This window comes from Sphingobacterium tenebrionis (genome assembly GCF_037126265.1).
Classification (GTDB): Bacteria; Bacteroidota; Bacteroidia; order Sphingobacteriales; family Sphingobacteriaceae; genus Sphingobacterium; species Sphingobacterium tenebrionis.
In genome coordinates this window covers 1-20,513 of the sequence record NZ_JAYLLN010000007.1, presented here as the reverse complement: position 1 = coordinate 20,513, position 20,513 = coordinate 1, and the positions used below count along the sequence as shown (strand labels likewise).

Here is a 20,513-nt window from a genome sequence, read left to right as displayed (position 1 = left end):
CTTGCGACCTTTGTATTATTAGAATAGAAAGGACAAAGAAAATGGATGATATGAACAGAAAACAATTCCTTGCCGCAGCTGCCGCCCTTCCCCTTACCGGATTGGCTGTTAAGTTAAATAGCTTAAATAAATTCGTTGATGAGCTGAATCATACGGCGAAGATGCCGGTGTTGTTCCTGGGCCACGGTAGCCCGATGAATGCCATCGAGGAAAACGAATTTGTGCAGGGATTTAGGAAGATAAGTCATGAAATCGAAAAACCAACCGCTATATTGGTTGTTTCTGCCCACTGGGAAACTAGAGGCACCTTTGTAACCGCTATGGAAAACCCAACCACCATCCATGATTTTGGTGGATTCCCTCAAGCGCTCTTCGATGTACAATATCCTGCGCCGGGATCTCCTGAACTTGCTCAGGCCGTCAAAGAGATCGTAGGCAGTAAAGAGGTTCATCTGGATGAGAAATGGGGCTTGGACCATGGTTCCTGGTCGGTCGTTAAACACCTCTACCCTAATGCGGATGTTCCGATTATTCAAATGAGCATCGATTATACCCAACCCGCATCGCATCATTATGCGCTGGCCAAAGAATTGGCGGCCTTAAGAAGGAAAGGGGTATTGATCATCGGTTCTGGAAATATCGTACATAACCTGGGCTTGGTTTCCTGGAAAAACCTGAACACGGTAGGCTATGCTTTTGATTGGGCACAGACAGCCAATGAAAAAATGAAGGAATATATCAATTCCGGAAACCATGCACCTTTAATAGATTTCCATAAACAGGGAAAAGAGTTCCAATTGGCCATTCCTACTCCTGAACATTATATACCAATGCTGTATGCTTTGGCTCTTCAGGAGAAAAATGAGGAGTTGACCATCTTTAATGATGCTGCAGTTGCTGGTGCTTTGACGATGACCTCCTTTAAAATTGGGTAGAAAGGCATTCTTTCACCGATTCTTCTTAAATGCAAAATAATTTCGCCGAAATTTTTCGGGGATTCACCGAAAATTAATGTGATTACGCCTAAACGCTATGTTTGGGCGTTGCTTTTCCATATACCTTTGAATCAAATAATTAGAACAATTAACCACAAAAAAAATAAAAAGATATGAAAACGCTAATCACTTTAATCGTAACCACCGTAATGACTTTTTTATCAAGTACATTATTTGCAAATGAAATGGAAGGACCAGTTAAATTTGCCAAAGTAGAAACCATTGTAGACCACTATATCGATGCTACCCTAAGAGGCAATATCGAATTGGTAGACCACATGTTCACCAACGATTTCTATTACTCTACACCAAACAGCCGCAGCTCGGAGAACATCAAGAAAAAAGCTATGATAAAGTATTTGAAATCCTTGAAAAATGTAAAAATGGAATGTGAATCCGATTACAAATTCATTGAGAAGAATGAAGATTGTAGCATCGTGCAGATCACCACGACCTTTGAAAACTTTACCAGAAACGATTACGTTACGTTATGTAATTCGAAAGATGGATGGAAAATCAGCAATGTCGTAGTGACTTACCCTATCAAATAATAATTCTTTAAATCCAAATTGTAATTTCTTTATACAAATTGTAATTTCTTTATATATAATCCAAAATCAGTTGTTTTGAGCTAACCTAAGGTTAGCTCTTTTTTGTATATTTAAACCAACTAAAACCTTTAATCAATGAAATCTACCTATTTCAAATCGTTACTTTTTGCCTGTTTATTTTCTTCAACGGCGCTCGCTCAACAGAACCCTGTTATTCCTGGATGGTATGCCGATCCGGAAGGGATGATCCTCAACAAAGAATATTGGATTTTCCCTACTTACTCTGCTCCCTACGAAAAACAGATTTTTTTCGACGCCTTCTCCTCCAAGGATCTGGTGAACTGGAAGAAACATGAAAAGGTGTTGACAAACAGTAATGTAAGTTGGGCGCATAAAGCCATGTGGGCGCCAAGTGTGGTCCATCATAAGGGTAAATATTATTTTTTCTTTGGGGCCAATGATGTTCATCAAGGGGAAGTAGGTGGAATTGGCGTAGCAGTTGCCGATAAACCCGAGGGACCTTACAAAGACTTGATCGGTAAACCGCTTATTAGCGACATCGTAAATGGCGCCCAACCGATAGATCAGTTTGTTTTTAAGGATAAGGATGGACAACATTACATGTACTATGGCGGATGGAGACATTGCAATGTGGTGAAATTGAGTGATGATTTCAAAAGCATTGTTCCCTTCCCAGATGGAACCATCTATAAGGAAATTACCCCGGAAAACTATGTGGAGGGACCATTTATGTTCATCAAAAATGGTAAATATTATTTTATGTGGTCAGAAGGTGGCTGGGGATTGCCAAATTACAAGGTTGCTTACGCGATTTCAGACTCGCCATTTGGCCCTTTTAAACGCATAGGAACCATATTGGAATCTGATCCAGAGGTTGCTACCAGTGCCGGACATCATTCGGTGATTAAGATCCCGAAAAAGGATAAATACTATATCGTCTACCATCGTCGTCCATTGGGCAAAAAAGCGGCGAATGAACGAGAAACCTGTATTGATGAAATGAAATTTGATAAGGATGGATTGATCATTCCGGTAAAAATGACGTTTACAGGGGTAAAACATAAATTGAAATAAGCCAGCCCTAGAAAAGGATTATTCGTTAAAAAAACATAAATAAATCGGTTGTATTTTGATGTCTATCAAGAAATTAAGACTTTCGAAGGTAGATACTTTATACAACCGATTTATTATGATGATGAACAGATTCTTAGCCTTTATAGCATTTACCTGCCTTACTTCTTTACAACTACCTGCACAGGCACAGCAGCACCAAGAGGAGATTGATCGATTAACTGCCTTTGCCAAAGTTGCAGGGGCCATTCGACATTTTTCACCGACCGATATGGTGGATAGCATTTTAATCTCACCTGGATGGGATGCCGTGATGGTCGAGGGCGTTCGGTTAAGCCGTGCTGCTCCATCAGAAAAAGCCTTAGCAGATTCTCTTCTTAAATTTTTTCTTCCACTTGAACCCTCCTTGAAAATGACCTATGGGAATACGATTCTTGCTTTACCTCCAGCAAGAGAAATTAAAAATAGGGTTGTTAGTAAGCAGCAAAGGGGGATGGACCTCTATAGTAATATCAACGGTGCTTTCAAAAGTATTAGGTTGAACAGAAGGTCCTTGTTATCCGATTTCTGGCTAAACTATTTTAATTTTGTAAACATTCGAATTCCGGATGGCCTTCAAGGCAAGCCTTTCCAACTCAAATTCTCTTATGCTACCGATAAAGATAGGTTGATCCAAACCTTCCAAAAAATGGTTTTGAGAGCCAGCCATCATCTAAAGGAAGAAAATGGGGTCTTTTACCTAAGCGACACCCTCCCGCAAGGGGCAACTCATTTGCAGATTGAAATGGGGATTATGGATGATATCGGAAAATTAAACCTCTCATCAGACAGCATAAGCATTGAAGGCAAGAGCTTTAGTATAAAAGAGTTGACCGATACGATGAATATGGCTAAACCACAATTCACCTTGCGGCTCATTGAAAACGACCAAAAAATATTCGAAGAAGAGAATCAGATTGGAGATTCTGTATCCCTTCAACTATCAGATCGATTGAAGATCAGTTTTCCATTGGCCGTTTATGCCGATGAAAAACACACCTACCCAAGACCTGTTTCCAATTTTTGGAATGGACCATATGTAAAGAAATTACCTTACCCTTTATTCAGTCCCGAGAACCAAAAAGACATGAATGTAAGGTTAGCTAATGTAATCAGTATTTGGAATATTTTTCAAACCGCCTATGTTTACAATACGTTATCTGAAAAAGAAGCCGAAGAACTCTTAAGAAACACCCTTGCGGAGGTACTAGCCTCTAAAGATCTATTGGAATATGATCTTAGCCTTCGAAAAATACTACATACCTACCAGGATGCGCATATCTTATTCACCAATCTCATCACGGAAGATCTGTATACCCATACTGTACCCATTACCATCATCCATGTCGATGGAAATTATTATATTCAGAATATCCATAACGACAACCTAAAAGATAAGATCCAAATTGGCGACCAACTGCTGAGCATCGATGGAAAAACCATCCCAGAACTATGGAAAACCCAAAAAGTATTTTGGATCAGGCTCAGAAGCTAATCTCATCGTTAGAGCGGGAGAATTCCATTTATTGTACGGCCCAAAAAACTCGCTGGCTAAGTTGGTCTTTATGGATCCCATATCCAAGAAAAAGAAAAAAATCGAAAGCATAAGGGATCACCAACAGCAAGATAGATTTCTGTACACCTCCTTCCTGGAAAGCACAGACAATAAATTGTTAAATGATAGCACCTACTATTTCAACTTTTCCAAGAATCCAGTGAATGATACGCTATTGAGGTATATTGATGATCCCCAGATGCATATTATATTCGATCTTCGAGGGTATTCAAACATCGATGTGGAGGAAAAAAATCTATTGGGAAGACTAGTGAAAGACACCCTCGTTTCTGACCATTTCTTAAGCTACCACATTCTTTCTCCAACGAATAAAAAGTTTGTGGTCAGAAAAGATTACCTCTTTCCTGAAGAAAACCACCCGCAAGCAAAATTCTATTTTCTTGCCGCCCAAGCTACCCAAAGTTCTCCAGAAAGCATTCTGGATTGGGTAAAGTTTGGAAAGATTGGCCCCATCATCGGAAAACCCACAGCTGGTGCCAATGGCGATATCAACATACTACATCTTCCAGGCGGAATACAGGTTTCCTTTTCAGGTATAAAGGTTGTCAATTCTGATGGAACTAAGCACCACCTGTTAGGTGTCCAGCCTGATGTGGAAGTAGGTTATTCTTGGGAAGATGTTAAAAATCGTAATGATCCCTTTATTGAAAAAGCCTTGGAAATGATTTCCAAAGGAAGATAATATCCGTTAAATTGCAAGCTATTAAAGAGGGGGTTTAGTATGAAGTTTGGACGAGTTGATGATCCATCATCCATTGATTTTAGTTTGCCGGAAATTGATCAGGAAAGTCAAGACTTTCTAAAGCAGATCAAAAATAAAGAATCTTTTCAGCTGTATTTGGGTTATCCGAAATGGTCAAAGGCGGATCTAAAAGGTTTCTATCCAAGGGGCACGAAGGATGAATTGCCTTACTACTCCAGCTATTTCAATGCATTGGAATTCAACGGTCCATTTTATAGGATGCCTACAAAAGAACAGGTCATCAAATGGAAGAACAGAACGCAGGAGAATTTCAAATTCTGTCCGAAGATAACGAATAGTATTTCCCATTATTCCAGATTGATCAATACCGACGAGAAGGTTTTGAGTTTTGTAGATGCAACGGTTTTCTTTGAGGAGAACCTGGGCATGGCCTTTTTGCAGATGCCGGAGAACTTTCGTCCAAAGAACATCGATCGCTTGGAGGACTTTCTAACTCGGTTTCCAAAAGGTTATCCCTTGGCCGTGGAAGTAAGGCATGAAGAATGGTTTTCTGATGCCCAGATCCTTAATCAACTCACAGAAATATATAGAAAGACCAAGAAAACCGGAATCATTGTGGATACACCCGGAAGGCGTGATTTATTGAAGATGCCCCTCACCTCGCCCACCGCTTTTATCCGATTTGTTTCCACCAATCCCATTCTCGATAAAGCAAGATTGGACGCATGGGTCATCCGGCTTAAGGAATGGAAGAACCTCGGTCTTCAAGAAGTTTATTTCTTCATCCACCAGAAAATAGACCAAGACACTACATTCCTATCCCAACAATTTGCCAAAGATCTCAATAAGGCATTAGGCTGCCAGCTCCCGGTTATTGAACCTCGGATCCCGCTTATTGAACCTCGATAGTAGTCCCTTCCTCCAAAGGATGGGAAACACAGATCAAACAACGCCCCCTAGCCACTTCATTGTCCGTCAATACCTCGTTATAATCCATCCGCACAGAACCTGCTGTAACCTGTGAAATGCAGGTACTGCACATACCGGATTTACAGGAATAGGGAAGTTTTAATTTATGTTCCAACCCAACATCCAGAACCGTCTTATTATACGGGATGGTCAACTCATGTTCCTGACCTTGGAATTTCAAAATAACCTGATAACTTGTCGTATCAACCGGCTCTTCTTCTTTCTCATCTTCATCCTCTTCTTCCTCCGGAAAAAAGAAGGTTTCTTTGCGGATGTCTTCATCAGGTATGCCCATTCCCAATAAGGTAAAACGAACCAAGTCCATATAGAAGAGTGGTCCACACATGTAAGCAAGGATTTTCTCCCCAGCAAGCACATGGGTTTTAACCAGTTCTAAGATATATTCCCTGTTCAATCGCGCCTTGAGAAGGTTCTTCACATTCGACCAGATAAATTCAATGTGCAAACGATCCGGATATTTGGCTTGCCATTCCAACAGCTCCTCGTAAAATATGGTCTGCTCTTTAGAGCTGTTACTGTACACCAATACAATCTTACTTTTGGATTCAGCAGTCAAAGCAGTTTTCAATATAGAAAACAAGGGTGTAATCCCCACTCCAGCAGCAAATAGAAACAAGGTATAATCGTTGGATTCAGAGGGTTCATAGGTAAACAGCCCTTGAGGCTCCATCACGTCGATCTGATCCCCTACAGCTAATTTATGGTGCAATAGTCGCGATATCTCGCCATTCTCAACCCGTTTAACCGTGATTTCATAAGGCTCATCCAAAACAGGGGAACTACTGAAGGAATAGGATCTCCGTACCTCCCTTTCACCAAATTGAAAAGATAAGGTCAGGAACTGACCGGCCTTGTAGCTTGGAAATTCTCCGGATAGATCGTTAAACCGTATAGACACATTTTGGTTTGGCTGTTGTATGATCTCGGAAACACTGAATTTGTACATGTGCCAAAGATAATAAAAAAAAATCCTGACCATTGCTGGTCAGGATTGCTTTATTGTTGTCAAGCTGATTAAAGCTTACGTTTTACTTCTACTTGCTCGAATGCCTCTACAATATCGCCTACTTGGATATCATTGAAACGATCGATGTTCAGACCACATTCGTAACCTTGAGCAACCTCTTTCACATCGTCTTTGAAACGTTTCAAGGAAGCCAATCTACCTGTATGGATCACGACGCCTTCACGAATGATTCGGATGTCGTTGTTTCTGTTGATCTTTCCTTCCAAGACCATACATCCGGCGATGGTACCCACTTTCGAAATCTTGAAGGTTTCGCGGATCTCCACCTCAGCAACGATTTTCTCCTCAAGTTTCGGTGCCAACATACCTTCCATCGCCGATTTGATCTCTTCGATCGCATCGTAGATGATGGAGTATAAACGGATATCGATCTGCTCATTCTCTGCCAACTTACGTGCTCCTTGCGTAGGACGTACTTGGAAACCGATGATGATCGCATCAGAAGCTGATGCCAATAATACATCGGATTCAGAAATCGCACCCACCGATTTGTGGATAATATTTACTTGGATCTCATCCGTAGATAATTTCAACAAGGAGTCAGATAATGCCTCAATCGAACCATCCACATCACCTTTAACAATGATGTTAAGTTCCTTAAAGTTACCGATTGCCAAACGACGACCGATTTCATCCAAGGTAATATGTTTCGTAGCACGCATACCTTGCTCACGTTGCAATTGTAGACGTTTGTTTGCCACTTGGCGAGCTTCCGATTCAGATTCTAACACATAAAGTTTATCACCTGCAGTCGGCGCACCAGACATACCTAAGATCTGTACCGGAATCGATGGTCCAGCTTCTTTAACTCGTTCTCCACGTTCGTTGGTCAATGCCTTCACCTTACCGGAATAAGAACCGGCAAGAATAGGATCTCCCACACGTAAAGTACCGCCTTGTACCAATACCGTAGTCACAATACCTCTACCTTTATCCAAAGCAGCTTCGATTACAGAACCAACCGCACGTTTCTTAGGATCGGCTTTCAGTTCCAACATCTCCGCTTCTAATAGTACTTTCTCTAATAGTAGGTCAACATTCTCACCTGTCTTCGCAGAGATCTCTTGAGCCTGGTATTTACCACCCCAATCCTCTACCAAGATATTCATCGCAGATAATTGCTCACGGATCCGATCTGCATTTGCTCCTGGTTTATCTACCTTGGTAAAGGCAAAGATGATAGGAACTCCTGCTGCCATCGCGTGGTTGATGGCCTCTTTTGTTTGAGGCATTACCGCGTCATCCGCTGCAATAACGATGATTACAATATCTGTTACCTTCGCACCACGAGCACGCATCGCCGTAAAGGCTTCGTGACCCGGTGTATCTAAGAAGGTTAATTTCTTACCATCTTCCAATTGAACCGCATAGGCACCAATGTGCTGGGTAATACCCCCCGCTTCTCCTTTGGTTACATTTGCTTTACGGATAAAGTCCAATAACGATGTTTTACCGTGGTCAACGTGTCCCATAACCGTAACGATCGGGGCACGAGGAACCAAACGTGATTCTGTATCTGGTTCTTCCAACTCAGCTACTTCCTCATCCTCTGGTTTGATAAATTCAATTTGGTATCCGAATTCTTCCGCAACAATGGATAAGGTCTCCGCATCCAAACGTTGGTTGATGGACACGAACATACCCAGGCTCATACAGGTTGCAATAACCTGCGTTACTGGAACATCCATTAAGTTTGCCAATTCGTTTGCCGTTACGAACTCCGTAACGCGCAATACCTTCGACATCATTTCTTGTTCCAATGCTGCCTCTTCCGCAGAAGTCGCTATATCATCACGTTTCTGACGACGTAACTTCGCACGTTGTGCAAATTTACCAGACTTACCAGCACCGCTCAAACGAGCCAATGTTGCCTTGATTTGATCTTGGATCTCTTTTTCCGATGGCTCTTCTTTCGCTACCTCCGGTTTTCTAGGACCTCTGTTATCATGGCGACCTTTGTTTCCATGGCGATCGTTCGGATGGTTTCCACCTCTATTGTGTGGTCTGTTACCACCTTGGTTTTGGTTTTGACCTCCTTGGTGTGGCGGACGGTTGTTTCCATCCTGTCTGTTGTTATTGTTGTTGTTATTGTTCTGTTGATTCCCGTCTGAACCCGCTCCTAATGGCTTGTTCGTACGCTTGCGCTTACGCTTGTTGTCGTTATTGTTTCCAGCATTGTTGGAAGATGACGCAACAGGTTTGTTTGGTCTTGCAGCCGGTAATTGAATCTTACCAACCACTTTAGGGCCACTCAATGTTTCTGAACGCGCACGAATCACATCGTCCTGACCTTGTGGACGATTAGGTTTTGCTTCTGTAGGTTTTACAGCAGGTTCTTCTTTTTTCACAGGTGTTTCAACTGGAGCTTTCACATGCTCCTCTTTTTTAGCTTCTATTTTTGGTTTTTCTTCTACCTTAGGAGGTTCAGGTTTTTTGACCTCTTCTTGAACCGGAGCTTTTTCCACAGGCTTCTCTTCTACCTTCTCTTTCACCTCTTCTTTCGCTACCTCTTTTACCGGTTCCTTCACAGGTTCTGGTTTTGGCTGCTCTTGCTTCGGCTGCTCAGGCTTTGGTTCTTCCGCTTTAGGCTGCTCTGCTTTCGGCTCCTCTTTCGGAGCAGGCTTAGCGCCACGCTTCAAACTATCCAGATCAATCTTTCCAACCACCTTCAAAGCAGATTGAGATTCCTCTTCTTTCTTCTCCTCCTTCGCAGGGGTATCAGTAGAAGTATTCTTGATCAAAATCTCCTTCACATCAGAAGGGGTTTCCTTCTCTTCAGTAGACTCATTTGCAGGTGTTGCGTTGCCTACCACAGGACCTTCTTCACGGCGGATCTTGCCAATAACAATTTGTTTTGCCTCGTCTTTAACAATCTTATCACCTTGAAACTCCTTCAAAAGAACCCCATACATCTCCGGGCTCAGTTTTGTATTTGGCTTAGATTCTACTTCGAATCCTTTCTTCACCAAATGTTCCACCGCGGTCCCGATACCAATGTTGAGTTCTTTTGCTGCTTTTAGCAAGTTTATGCTTTTACCTTCTGACATCTACTATCTATAAAATGTGTTTATTATACAAAAATATGTTTTTTTACATGGATTCAACAATTTATTAAAAATTGTTAAATCCATTATTTTCGATATTTCTATTCAAATTCCGCTTGAAGAACACGTACGATTTCACGAATCGTATCTTCTTCAAGGTCGGTCCTACGAATCAACTCTTCTTCTGTAAGAGCTAATACCGATTTTGCTGTATCTAAACCAACGCGTTTAAACTCGTCGATGATCCAGCTTTCAATTTCATCTGCGAATTCTTCGATATCCACATCCTCCTCTTCTTCATCGGTTTCACGGTAAACATCGATTTCGTAGCCAGTTAATTTACCAGCCAATTTAATATTGTGACCACCACGACCGATCGCTAAAGAAACCTGATCCGGTTTCAAATAAACTGCCGCCGTTTTTCCATCTTCATCAATCTTGATGGAAGTGATTCTTGCCGGGCTTAATGCACGGGTAATGTATAGAGAGTGGTTGGTCGTGAAGTTGATCACGTCAATGTTCTCATTGCGCAATTCACGAACAATACCATGGATACGAGAACCTTTCATACCCACACAAGCTCCAACTGGATCGATACGGTCATCGTAAGATTCTACTGCTACTTTCGCACGCTCTCCTGGTTCACGAACAATTTTCTTGATCGTAATCAAACCATCGAAAATCTCTGGAACTTCCAGTTCGAACAAACGTTGTAAGAACTCCGGTGCTGTACGAGAGATAATAATCTTCGGATTATTGTTCATCATATCCACCTTGTGAACAACCGCACGGATGCTATCTCCTTTTTTGAAATAATCCGCAGGGATCTGTTCTGTTTTTGGTAGGATCAACTCGTTACCATCTTCATCAAGAACAAGGATTTCCTTTTTCCAGATCTGGTACACTTCACCGATCACCAATTCGCCTTCGCGATCTTTATATTTTTTGAAAACTTCGTCTTTCTCTAATTCTAAAATCTTGGACACCAATGTTTGGCGTGCTGCCAAGATCGCACGACGACCAAAGCTTTCTAATGTAATCTGCTCGATATAATCATCACCAACCTCTAGGTCAGGATCGTAGCGATGAGCCTCAGCCAATTCGATCTCCAAATCATCATCTTCAGAGAATCCATCTTCCATCACCACACGCGTACGCCAAATCTCCAAGTCACCATTATCTGGGTTCACAATGACATCGACATTCTCGTCTGTACCGAAACGCTTACGGATCATACTACGGAATACTTCTTCTAATACCGTAATGACTGTAGGACGGTCGATGTTCTTGAAATCTTTGAACTCCTGAAAAGAGTCAATCAAGTTTATATTACTACTCATTTCTATTTGAATGAAATTAACACCTTAGTTTCCTTTATTTGATCTAATGGAAGTTCTGTCTGTACATCGACAGCTTTCTTTCCTTTTTCTTTTACTTTTTCTTCAATTACGATTGCCGAGTCAGAAACTGAAACCAATTTACCTTCTCTTTTGTTTCCGTCTGCTAGTTTTACCTTCACATTTCTGCCCACATTCTTCTGATATTGCCTAGGCAGTTCCAGTGGAGAATCGATTCCTGGGGAAGACACTTCCAAGCGATAGGCTGTTTCGATCACATTCTCTTCTTCCAAGTGGAAACCAACATGGCGACTTACCTTCACACAATCGTCAATGGAAATCCCTTGATCTCCATCCAACAAAATCTCCAGTACGCCATTTTTCAGAAATTTTACACTAACGATGAATAAATCATCTCTGTCTGCGATTTTCTCTTCTACTAACTCGATTACGCGATCTTCAACCTGCATATTTTAATAATTGAATTAAAAAAGGGGGCATACCATGCCCCCTTCCTTTCAGATGAAACAAAGGTAAGAAAAATTTTTCTAAATAAAGAACTAGTTTTTATCCACAACCGAATTGATGGTTTTCTGCATCTGTGCCATCATCGCCGAAAGACCTTCCAAAGTAGGCTCTGGGCTAGGCTCTGGAAACTCGGTACTAATAAAGGCCTTCGCCTTCCATACTTCAAGGATATCCGATGCATCCACCCAATAAGGTTCATAGGTCTTGTTGTCGGAAACCAATTTCAACCCTTTATCCTCTTTATATTTTTGTCCTATACGTTTGTATACTACCCCATCATTGGCTGAAACGATCACATAGGTACTTCCCGATTTGATATCGTGCCAATTCTCCACGTATTCCGCTACGATGATAGAACCCGTAGGCAGAGGAAGCATAGAATCCCCTTTGATTTCAAAGGCACGGTAACTACCCTGCTTCATAAACGGAAGCGAGAATTTTGGCAATTCCTTAACAAATTCCGGATCCGCATAGCCATTCAAATAACCAGCACTCGCCTTTACCGGAACCAATTCAATATTTTCGCGATCTTCCGAATCCACCGTTACAGATAATACCCGAAGGTTAGATGCATTACTTTTAGGCGTTGGTTTCCATTTCTCATCGATCTCTTCATTCGCCAATTCATCCATCGTCAACTCATAATATTCCGCTATTTTTTTTAGCAATTCATACTTTGGTTCCGCACGATCTTCCTCATAAGCTCCAACAGAAGCCCTTTTAATTTCCATTAAATCAGCAAATTGCTGTTGGGTTAAGCCTTTTTTCTTACGTAAAAACTTAAGATTCGATGAGATGTTCGACATAAAATATTTTCAATTAATTTTTGAATTACTAATATTATTAGTATTATTGTGCCAATAAAATTAGCAAAACATATTCAATTAACCAAATATTTTAGTTAAAAGCATCATGAATACCTATTATATCTACATCAGCACCGACGCGAACAGACAATTTCTTCAAGCAGGAATGACAACCGACATCCAACAAATCGCCTTGTTGAACAGAGTGGTATTTTTAGAGATGTACAGCAACCAAGCTGATGCAGAAAAGAAACTGAATGAACTTAGCTTTGGTCGCATCGTAAGGGAACGACTGGTTAGAAAACAGAACCCTAATTGGTTGAGCCTGCCTCTCCCCCAAAACTTGTGTCGCAACAAAAAAGCCGCTGTTTATGCATAAGCAGTAAACAACGGCCTTAATAACCTTACCTTAACCTCTTAACCTACTCATCGGTCAATCAATTTGACTACCATCCCGGTGCAAAGTTTAATCCGAAGGTTCCGAATTTAGAACGTGTTGGATTATTCAGCTGGATGGCATAGTAAGGCTCTAATATCATAGCGCCGAATAGATTAACACGAAGGGAAACCCCCGCACTAAATACCGGCATCGTTAAATTCTCTGGATATACCTGATAGGATGTTCCATCAGAAGTTTGTCTGGTCACCTTATCGGCATCTGTTTTTTGCCATACGATCTTCGAATCATCACTCCAAGCCAAACCTGCGTCCACAAAGAAGTTCAGATCCGAGAACAAGAATCCCGAAGGCAGTACCGCCAACTTTTCAGGACCGGTAAACGGCAGACGAACCTCAAAGTTACCTACCACCATTTTCGAGCCCGACAGATCATTGAATCCAATTTTAGAGTCCGCACCGAAGGAATTCCCCTCAAAACCACGAATCAAATATGGATATCCAATGTAGATATTGTACAAACGATCCGCACCTTCACCTATACGCATGTAGGAATACACACGGGCAGCCAGGGTAATCGGTTTGATACGGTGGTATTTTCTTAAATCCACGTTCACAGCCGTGAATTTATAGGTTCCGAAATATTGCTCTGCTCCTAAACGGTATCTAAAGCCCTGCAGCGGTGCTGCAATTCCGAAATCCGCTTTATCGCCTACAAATCCAGCGTTCACTTGCATCAAGGTAAAAGGATCTAGATCCCTTACCCCTAATGCCATGGCCGCTGTATCGTTTGGAACCCTTTCCCTGGTTCCATAATAACTGTATAAACTCTGCGTAAAACGATCTACACGATAAGAGTTATAGGAAGCTGCCCCACCCATCTCGAAACGATGGTTACGATTAAATGGATAGGCAATAAAAGCATCCGCCTGCGTCTGGAAAGAACGAACCAAATATTGATCGATTACGGGCTCTTCACCATTCCCTAAATTACGGTATGCATAATCATAAAAACCGAAACGATAAGGAATATGTGATAAAGAACCACCCCAATTCCAGCGGCTTCTTTGGTTGATATAGGCAACCTGCCCTCCAAAATCATAGATCTCTCCGTTGATATTGGCTGCTGCGAAGATCTGGTTATAACCCAGGATATCCGAGAACATCCCTTGAATACCTGAAGCAATACCCGCACCATAGCGTGATCCCACGGACATCCCTACGCCACTATTGGCCAGATAATCCAATTTGAATTTTGGACGATAAGGAATCTCCTTGATCTGGGAGTCTGAAATCCTGGCATACGCATTAAAATTGCGAAGGTTGGTGTTCACTACATTCACGCCTCTGCTTGCACTTGGAGGCAACATGGCCGCTTCGAAATCAACTGTCCCAGCATCTACGCGCAAAGGTTCAAATTCGGATGCATTCGCCCGATAAACCGTATAGGAATTATCTTTGAAATAAGAATAAACGATTTCATCATTTGCCGAAATACTCATGGCCGGAGAATATTCGGTAATACCCGAAATACCTGTAAAGAAATCCGTCATCCTATCCACCGCCTGGGTTTCGATATTATAACGGAACATATTCCGGAAACCATCACTGTTGGATAAGAAATAGATGTCCTTGCTGTTGGCCGCAAAATGCGGGTTCAGGTTATTTGCCCCAGGAAATACAGGAAGGTTTTCAACTGCCTTTGTCTGTAGATTGATCAGTGCCAGACTCATTGGGATATCCACACTACGTGAAGAAGATTCTAAGGTTACACGATCTGTACTGAAGACAATGTATTTTCCATCTCTGGAAAAACTTGGCTGAAAATCCGAATATTTATCATTGGTCAACTGAACCAATTCTTTTGTGCTGAGGTTATAGGTATAGATATCAGAATAACCATTCTTCAGACCGGAGAAAGCTACCAGATCACCCTGCGGCGCCCAGGTAATATTAGTGAACTCAGTAGTCTCCCCCATGGCGGTCAGATCGACCGTACGCCCGGTCTCCACATCCAAAATCATCAGCTTGTTCTTCCCTTCACTGAACACCGAAAAAGCAAATTTCTTACTATCCGGGGAAAAGGTTCCTGCGGATTCTATAAAACTAAATTCATCAATATCAGCACTTGTTGACCGTGAGCCGAGCTTTCGGATGATCTTTCCCGTCTGCGCATCCGCAAGAAACAAGTCGATCCCGAAGAGATCCAATTCGGATAGGAAGGCCACATATTTTCCATCAGGCGAAATGGCCGGCGCCACATTCATCCGTCCAGCATTCTTTTTGGATAACAATAATTGTCCGATTGGCCTAGAAGTGGTATCCTTGCCCAATCCACGGAAGGTATTTTCCATGGTGCTCCGCCATAAGGTAGACATCGTTTGGGCATCGTAGCCAAAAACACGACGAATGGCATGTTCATAACCATATTTTGCCGTCTCGATGAACAAAGGCATAATCACCGTATCCCCATAGGTAGAACCTACATAGGACCAAAAAGCTTGGCCATAACGATATGGAAAATATTTGTTCATATTTTCCGTCATCTGCCCTAAACTAGGGATATCATTTCTTGCATAGGCATCACGCATCCACATGGATGTAAAAGCATCCTTCTTTCCGATCGAAAAATACTCCGCCATACCTTCTACCATCCATAAGGGGATATTGGCCACACTTTCCAAACGGGTGGAATCATTTCCTTCCATCAATACCCGGTATTGGAAAGCATGCACCATCTCGTGGCCCAATACATGTCTTGTCTGTTGGTTGATCTGCATCACCGGCATCACAACCCGCTGTTTAAAAGCTTCTGTCACACCCCCCGTACCCACAGAGATTTCACCAGAAATAGCAGTGGTCTGTTGGAATTCAGGATGGTTGTTATAAAGAATTATAGGATTTTTTCTGGAAAAGGTATCTTGGAAGACCTGTTGGTGCAATTCGTACCATACTTCGGATTCTTTTGCCAGCCAATTCATCATGGAATCGTTCTGCAGGTAATAGTAGATATTGAAGTGAGGCGTATCAAAAACTTTGAAATCCAACTTCTTATACCTCATTTTATTCTGCCCAAAATACTGGGCATTTCCTTGCTGGGGTACTATGGCCATTAAAATTACCAGTATAGCCTGCAGCCCCAAAAACTTCCATAGATAAGTATCTTTTAATCTCATAACCAATAATTAGTACTTAAAAATAAAAAATCCGAACGACTTATTTTTAATTGTTTTCAGTCTCTTCTTCCCTTATTACCTCAGGCAGGGTTAACGTAGGGATTTCTGATGATTCCTCATTTGCTGTGGAATCCGATCCGGAACCACGGCTTTCCACACGTATCCGCGGACCAGGACAGTTATACGATTTGGAAATTTCCACCGTTGGCTCCGGGAATTTCCCCAAAGTAACGCCCAACTCGGGATGCTTATAAAGCTCTTCCATAAACACCGCGTAGATCGGTAATGCTGTCTTCGATCCTTCCCCATTCACGGAACTGTTGAAATGTATACTTTGTTCATCACAACCTACCCAAACTCCTGTGATCAAGTCTTTTGTAACACCCATATACCATCCATCCACGTAATCGGATGAAGTACCGGTCTTACCCCCGATTTGGTTTTCATCATCGAAAAGATCCCACTCCCAAAGAGCTTGTGAGGTACCTCCTGACTCTTCCATCGTTCCCCTAAGCATATAGGTCATCAACCAGGCATTCTCCGGACTCATCACCTGCTTCTGCTCAGTCTTGAATTCCGCGATCACCTTCCCATCCTTATCCTCAATTCGCGAAACCAAAATCGGTTCTGTTTTTTTCCCTTGGTTCATAAATGTCCCATAAGCACGCACCATTTCGAAAACGGTCACTTCATTAGACCCCAATCCTACCGAAGGAACAGATTCCAATTTGCTCTCGATCCCTACTTTATGGGCCATCTCGACTACTTTATCCCAACCCACTTCTTCCGTGATCTGTGCCGTTACGCTGTTCAATGAACGAGCCATGGCATGTCTTAGCGACAATTGCCTATGAGAAAAGGTCCAATCGGCGTTCTTTGGCTCCCAAATTTCATGCTCCCCTTTATTGTTAACAAATTCTATCTTAACTGGTTTGTCCTCATATTTATCACATGGCGCTTTTCCAGCATCCAACGCTGCCGCATAGGCAAATGGCTTAAAGGTAGACCCTGGCTGTCTCTTCGCTTGGTTGACATGATCAAACTTGTAGAAATCGTGGTTGATACCTCCTACCCAAACTTTGATCTCGCCATTATAAGGATTCATCGCCATAACACCCGTATTCAACATACTGATGTAATGTCTTAAGGAATCCATGCTGGAATAATTCACTTTTTCCATCCCATCCCAAGTGAAAACTTCCATCTCTTTTTTCACGTTCAGCTCCTCGAACACCTTGGCCTCATCCTTGTACTTTTCCATGTGATAGGTAAAAACAGGCAGTTTTTTGGCTTGGTCTTCCAAGAAGTTTGGAATGACATTCCCCTCCTTATCGCGCCAAGGATCTTGATTGCGCCATACATTATCCAATCTCCGCTGTAATTCATTCATTTTGGAATTCACCGCATCTTCTGCTATCTTCTGCATCCTGGAATCGATGGTCGTATAGATCTTTAAACCACTGGTATAGATATCAATTTCATTTTCCTCTGCCCATTTTTCCAACCATTTCTCTACCGCAGTACGCAAATAGGAATCGTTGGAGTTTCGTTGCTCCTGGTTGTTCAGATCCAGCCCCAAGGAATCTGCAGCGAATTTCTTATTCTCTTCTGCACTGATGTAGCCTTCCTTCTGCATCTGCCATAAAACGGTATTTCTACGTTGCAAAGCATTTTTCGGATTACGGATCGGATTATAGAGGGTTGTCCCTTTCAACATCCCTACCAATACGGCCGCCTCATTGACCGTTAAATCGCTCGGCATTTTATCGAAATACCGTACAGATGCCGATTTGATCCCATAAGCATTATTGCTGAAGGACACCGTATTCAAATACATGGTCAGAATTTCTTCCTTACTGTATTTGCTTTCCAGTTTGAAAGCGGTCATCCACTCTTTATATTTTGTAACAACGATACCCACTCCAGGAATTTTCCCTAGCAATCCTTGAGAATCCTTATAGCGGGTTCTGTAGAGGTTTTTTGCCAATTGTTGGGTGATGGTACTTGCCCCTCGGTCATCGCCTTTCAAGGTGGAAACCACCCCAGCAAATAAACCAATAAAATCCACCCCTTGATGTTTGAAGAATCGAACATCCTCGGTAGCGATTAAAGCATTGATTACATTTTTGGAAATACTATCGTAGGGAACGGGGTCGCGGTCTTGCTTATAATATCGGCCGATCAATACAGAATCTGCCGTAAACAGTTCAGAAGATACATTTAGGCTAGGTAATAGGATTTCTTTCTTGGTGGGTGAAGAACCAAATAATCCTAAAAAGTTAATCTGAACCGCACAAGTAAATAAAATAACGAAATATATAAGAATCAGCGTAATACGCAGAAATCTGTTTCTGACCCGTTTAAACATAGGGTAAATATGAATAAAACTTTGGAAATATCTACAGCAAAAATCTCAAAAACTTTACATGTTTGAAAAATTAACGAAATTTAACAAAACCAATTTTTGCATGAAGGGTTGTTGGGAATCAGTTCAATATCTCCACAAAAACTATACCTAAATACGGTAATTATTTCAATACTCCTATTTCATTCAATTTAAATACCTATTTTTACCATGAATATTAATCGGGGACATGTTAAAACAAACCTTACAACAGAAATTACTTCAGAAATTATCACCTCAGCAAATCCAGTTCATCAAATTGCTCCAGGTACCTACGGTATCTTTGGATGCAAGGATCAAAGAGGAGCTTGAAGAAAACCCTGCCCTTGAAGATGGTAGCTTAGCTAACATGAACGATCCTGTTGAAGAATATCCGGACAAAGACCCGGATGATGACTACAACATGGAAGAAAGCAACTATGAAGAAGAATTCAGCGTAGACGAATATATACAAGAAGATGATTACCGCGATTACGGTGGTGGGTATGACAACGATGATGATGAGAACCGCAAGGAAATCCCTGTCGCCATCCAAACGTCTTTCTTTGAAAACCTACAGAGCCAATTGGATCTCTTGGCACTTAACGATAAAGACTTTTTAATTGGTCAACAGATCATCGGATCTTTGGACGATGATGGCTACCTACGTAGACCCATCCCTTCCCTGATCGACGATTTAGCGTTTTCCCAAAACGTGATCGTCGAAGAAAAAGAAGTGGAAGATATGCTCAAGATCATCCAGGAATTCGACCCTCCAGGCATTGGGGCAAGAAACCTGCAGGAATGTTTAGCGATCCAGTTGCGAAAAAAAGACCAGGAGAATGCCATTATCCGCAAAGCCATGCAGGTGGTGGAAGACTACTTGGATGAATTCACCAAGAAACATTACGATAAGATCGAAAGGCAATTGGGTGTAAATTCCGAGGAGCTTAAAGAGATCGTCAATGAAATATTGAAGCTAAATCCTAAACCAGGTGATTCTGGAGCAGCAGCTGGGAAGCAACTGCACATTATCCCTGATTTTCACATCAGCAATAACGATGGGGTCTTACATTTGACCTTGAACAGCAGAAATGCGCCAGAGTTACGTGTTTCCCGTTCTTACCAAGATATGTTTGAACACTATGAGAAGGCGGAGAAGAACGACAAGAAAATGAAGGAGGCCGTTCAATTTGTGAAACAGAAACTGGACTCTGCGAAATGGTTCATCGATGCCATAAAACAACGTCAACAAACCTTACTGAAAACCATGAATGCCATCATGGAATACCAGTACGAATATTTCCTTACGGGTGATGATCGGATGCTGAAACCGATGATCTTAAAGGATATTGCCGATAAGATCGAAATGGATATTTCAACCGTTTCCCGTGTAGCGAACTCCAAATATGTGCAGACCGAATTTGGAACCTTTTTATTAAAATCCTTCTTCTCCGAAGCCATCCAAACAGAATCTGGAGAAGAGGTATCCAACAAGGAAGTGAAAAAGATCTTGGAGGAATGTATTGCCAATGAGGACAAACGAAAACCATTAGCGGACGAGAAATTGACGGAAATCCTCAAGGAAAAAGGCTATTCCATAGCGAGAAGAACCGTTGCCAAATATCGGGAGGCCATGAATATTCCAGTGGCCAGACTTCGAAAAGAACTTTAGAAAAATACAACGGTCATCCTGTAGGGTGACCGTTTGTCCAATCCTAAAAAAGCTATACACAAAAACAAAGTGTATGGAAACAATAGAAAGAGAGTTTGAGTTCGCGGAGCGGACCAGTAAGAAGCAGCCATTCGACAAGCGTCTGATCCTCCACATGCTGGATCAGATCGAACTTGGGGTCCCTCGCCGGGACCT

15 protein-coding genes are annotated in these 20,513 nt (G+C 41.9%); 8 read left to right on the top strand and 7 right to left on the bottom strand.

Annotated features, from left to right (window positions below):
- Positions 1-50 precede the first annotated feature (50 nt).
- The 6 genes from ygiD (at position 51) to VJ786_RS04785 (ending at position 5,865) form a co-directional block, all read left to right on the top strand.
- Positions 51-935, top strand: coding sequence for a 4,5-DOPA-extradiol-dioxygenase (ygiD, locus tag VJ786_RS04810; RefSeq protein ID WP_099367966.1), 885 nt, complete (start codon positions 51-53; stop codon positions 933-935).
- Between the two features lie 173 nt (positions 936-1,108).
- Positions 1,109-1,546, top strand: a complete 438-nt coding sequence (locus VJ786_RS04805; protein WP_336557358.1) for a nuclear transport factor 2 family protein — start codon at positions 1,109-1,111, stop codon at positions 1,544-1,546.
- Between the two features lie 135 nt (positions 1,547-1,681).
- Entirely contained in the window at positions 1,682-2,641 is a 960-nt protein-coding gene (locus VJ786_RS04800) for a glycoside hydrolase family 43 protein (RefSeq protein WP_099367953.1), read from the top strand.
- A 58-nt stretch (positions 2,642-2,699) separates the two neighbouring features.
- On the top strand, positions 2,700-4,172 hold the full coding sequence (locus tag VJ786_RS04795) for a S41 family peptidase (protein ID WP_336557357.1): 1,473 nt from the start codon (positions 2,700-2,702) through the stop codon (positions 4,170-4,172).
- The gene (locus VJ786_RS04790; RefSeq protein ID WP_336557356.1) at positions 4,108-4,935 is read left to right on the top strand and encodes a S41 family peptidase; all 828 of its coding nucleotides are present in this window, start codon (positions 4,108-4,110) and stop codon (positions 4,933-4,935) included. The genes VJ786_RS04795 and VJ786_RS04790 overlap by 65 nt, the downstream gene beginning before the upstream one ends.
- A 39-nt stretch (positions 4,936-4,974) precedes the next feature.
- Entirely contained in the window at positions 4,975-5,865 is an 891-nt protein-coding gene (locus VJ786_RS04785) for a DUF72 domain-containing protein (protein ID WP_099367955.1), read from the top strand.
- Here VJ786_RS04785 and VJ786_RS04780 read toward each other — a convergent pair.
- The 5 genes from VJ786_RS04780 to VJ786_RS04760 all read right to left on the bottom strand — a co-directional run bounded on the left by VJ786_RS04780 (position 5,849) and on the right by VJ786_RS04760 (position 12,688).
- Positions 5,849-6,892: a 2Fe-2S iron-sulfur cluster-binding protein gene (locus VJ786_RS04780; RefSeq protein ID WP_336557355.1), complete on the bottom strand. Its 1,044-nt coding sequence runs from the start codon at positions 6,890-6,892 to the stop codon at positions 5,849-5,851. The genes VJ786_RS04785 and VJ786_RS04780 overlap by 17 nt on opposite strands.
- Before the next feature lie 68 nt (positions 6,893-6,960).
- Entirely contained in the window at positions 6,961-10,020 is a 3,060-nt protein-coding gene (infB, locus tag VJ786_RS04775; protein WP_099367957.1) for a translation initiation factor IF-2, read from the bottom strand.
- 98 nt (positions 10,021-10,118) lie between these two features.
- Entirely contained in the window at positions 10,119-11,357 is a 1,239-nt protein-coding gene (gene nusA / locus VJ786_RS04770; protein WP_099367958.1) for a transcription termination factor NusA, read from the bottom strand.
- Between the two features lie 2 nt (positions 11,358-11,359).
- Positions 11,360-11,824 carry a ribosome assembly cofactor RimP gene (gene rimP, locus VJ786_RS04765; protein ID WP_099367959.1) on the bottom strand — a complete coding sequence of 155 codons (465 nt, stop codon included), beginning with the start codon at positions 11,822-11,824 and terminating at the stop codon, positions 11,360-11,362.
- A gap of 90 nt (positions 11,825-11,914) precedes the next feature.
- Positions 11,915-12,688, bottom strand: a complete 774-nt coding sequence (locus VJ786_RS04760; protein WP_099367960.1) for an XRE family transcriptional regulator — start codon at positions 12,686-12,688, stop codon at positions 11,915-11,917.
- A 106-nt stretch (positions 12,689-12,794) separates the two neighbouring features.
- Between VJ786_RS04760 and VJ786_RS04755 the strand changes: the two genes are divergently transcribed.
- Positions 12,795-13,067 (top strand): GIY-YIG nuclease family protein, encoded by a 273-nt coding sequence (locus VJ786_RS04755; RefSeq protein WP_099367961.1) that lies wholly within the window; start codon positions 12,795-12,797, stop codon positions 13,065-13,067.
- Positions 13,068-13,134: 67 nt separating this feature from the next.
- Here the strand turns inward: VJ786_RS04755 and VJ786_RS04750 are convergent, their stop codons facing one another.
- A complete protein-coding gene (locus VJ786_RS04750) occupies positions 13,135-16,260 on the bottom strand; it encodes a DPP IV N-terminal domain-containing protein (protein WP_257213833.1) in 3,126 nt (1,041 codons plus the stop codon).
- 46 nt (positions 16,261-16,306) lie between these two features.
- The gene (locus tag VJ786_RS04745) at positions 16,307-18,628 is read right to left on the bottom strand and encodes a transglycosylase domain-containing protein (protein WP_336557354.1); all 2,322 of its coding nucleotides are present in this window, start codon (positions 18,626-18,628) and stop codon (positions 16,307-16,309) included.
- A gap of 226 nt (positions 18,629-18,854) precedes the next feature.
- Here VJ786_RS04745 and rpoN point away from each other — a divergent pair, with 226 nt between their 5' ends.
- Complete coding sequence (gene rpoN, locus VJ786_RS04740) at positions 18,855-20,318, top strand: RNA polymerase factor sigma-54 (protein ID WP_099367963.1); 1,464 nt, start codon at positions 18,855-18,857, stop codon at positions 20,316-20,318.
- Positions 20,319-20,513 lie beyond the last annotated feature (195 nt).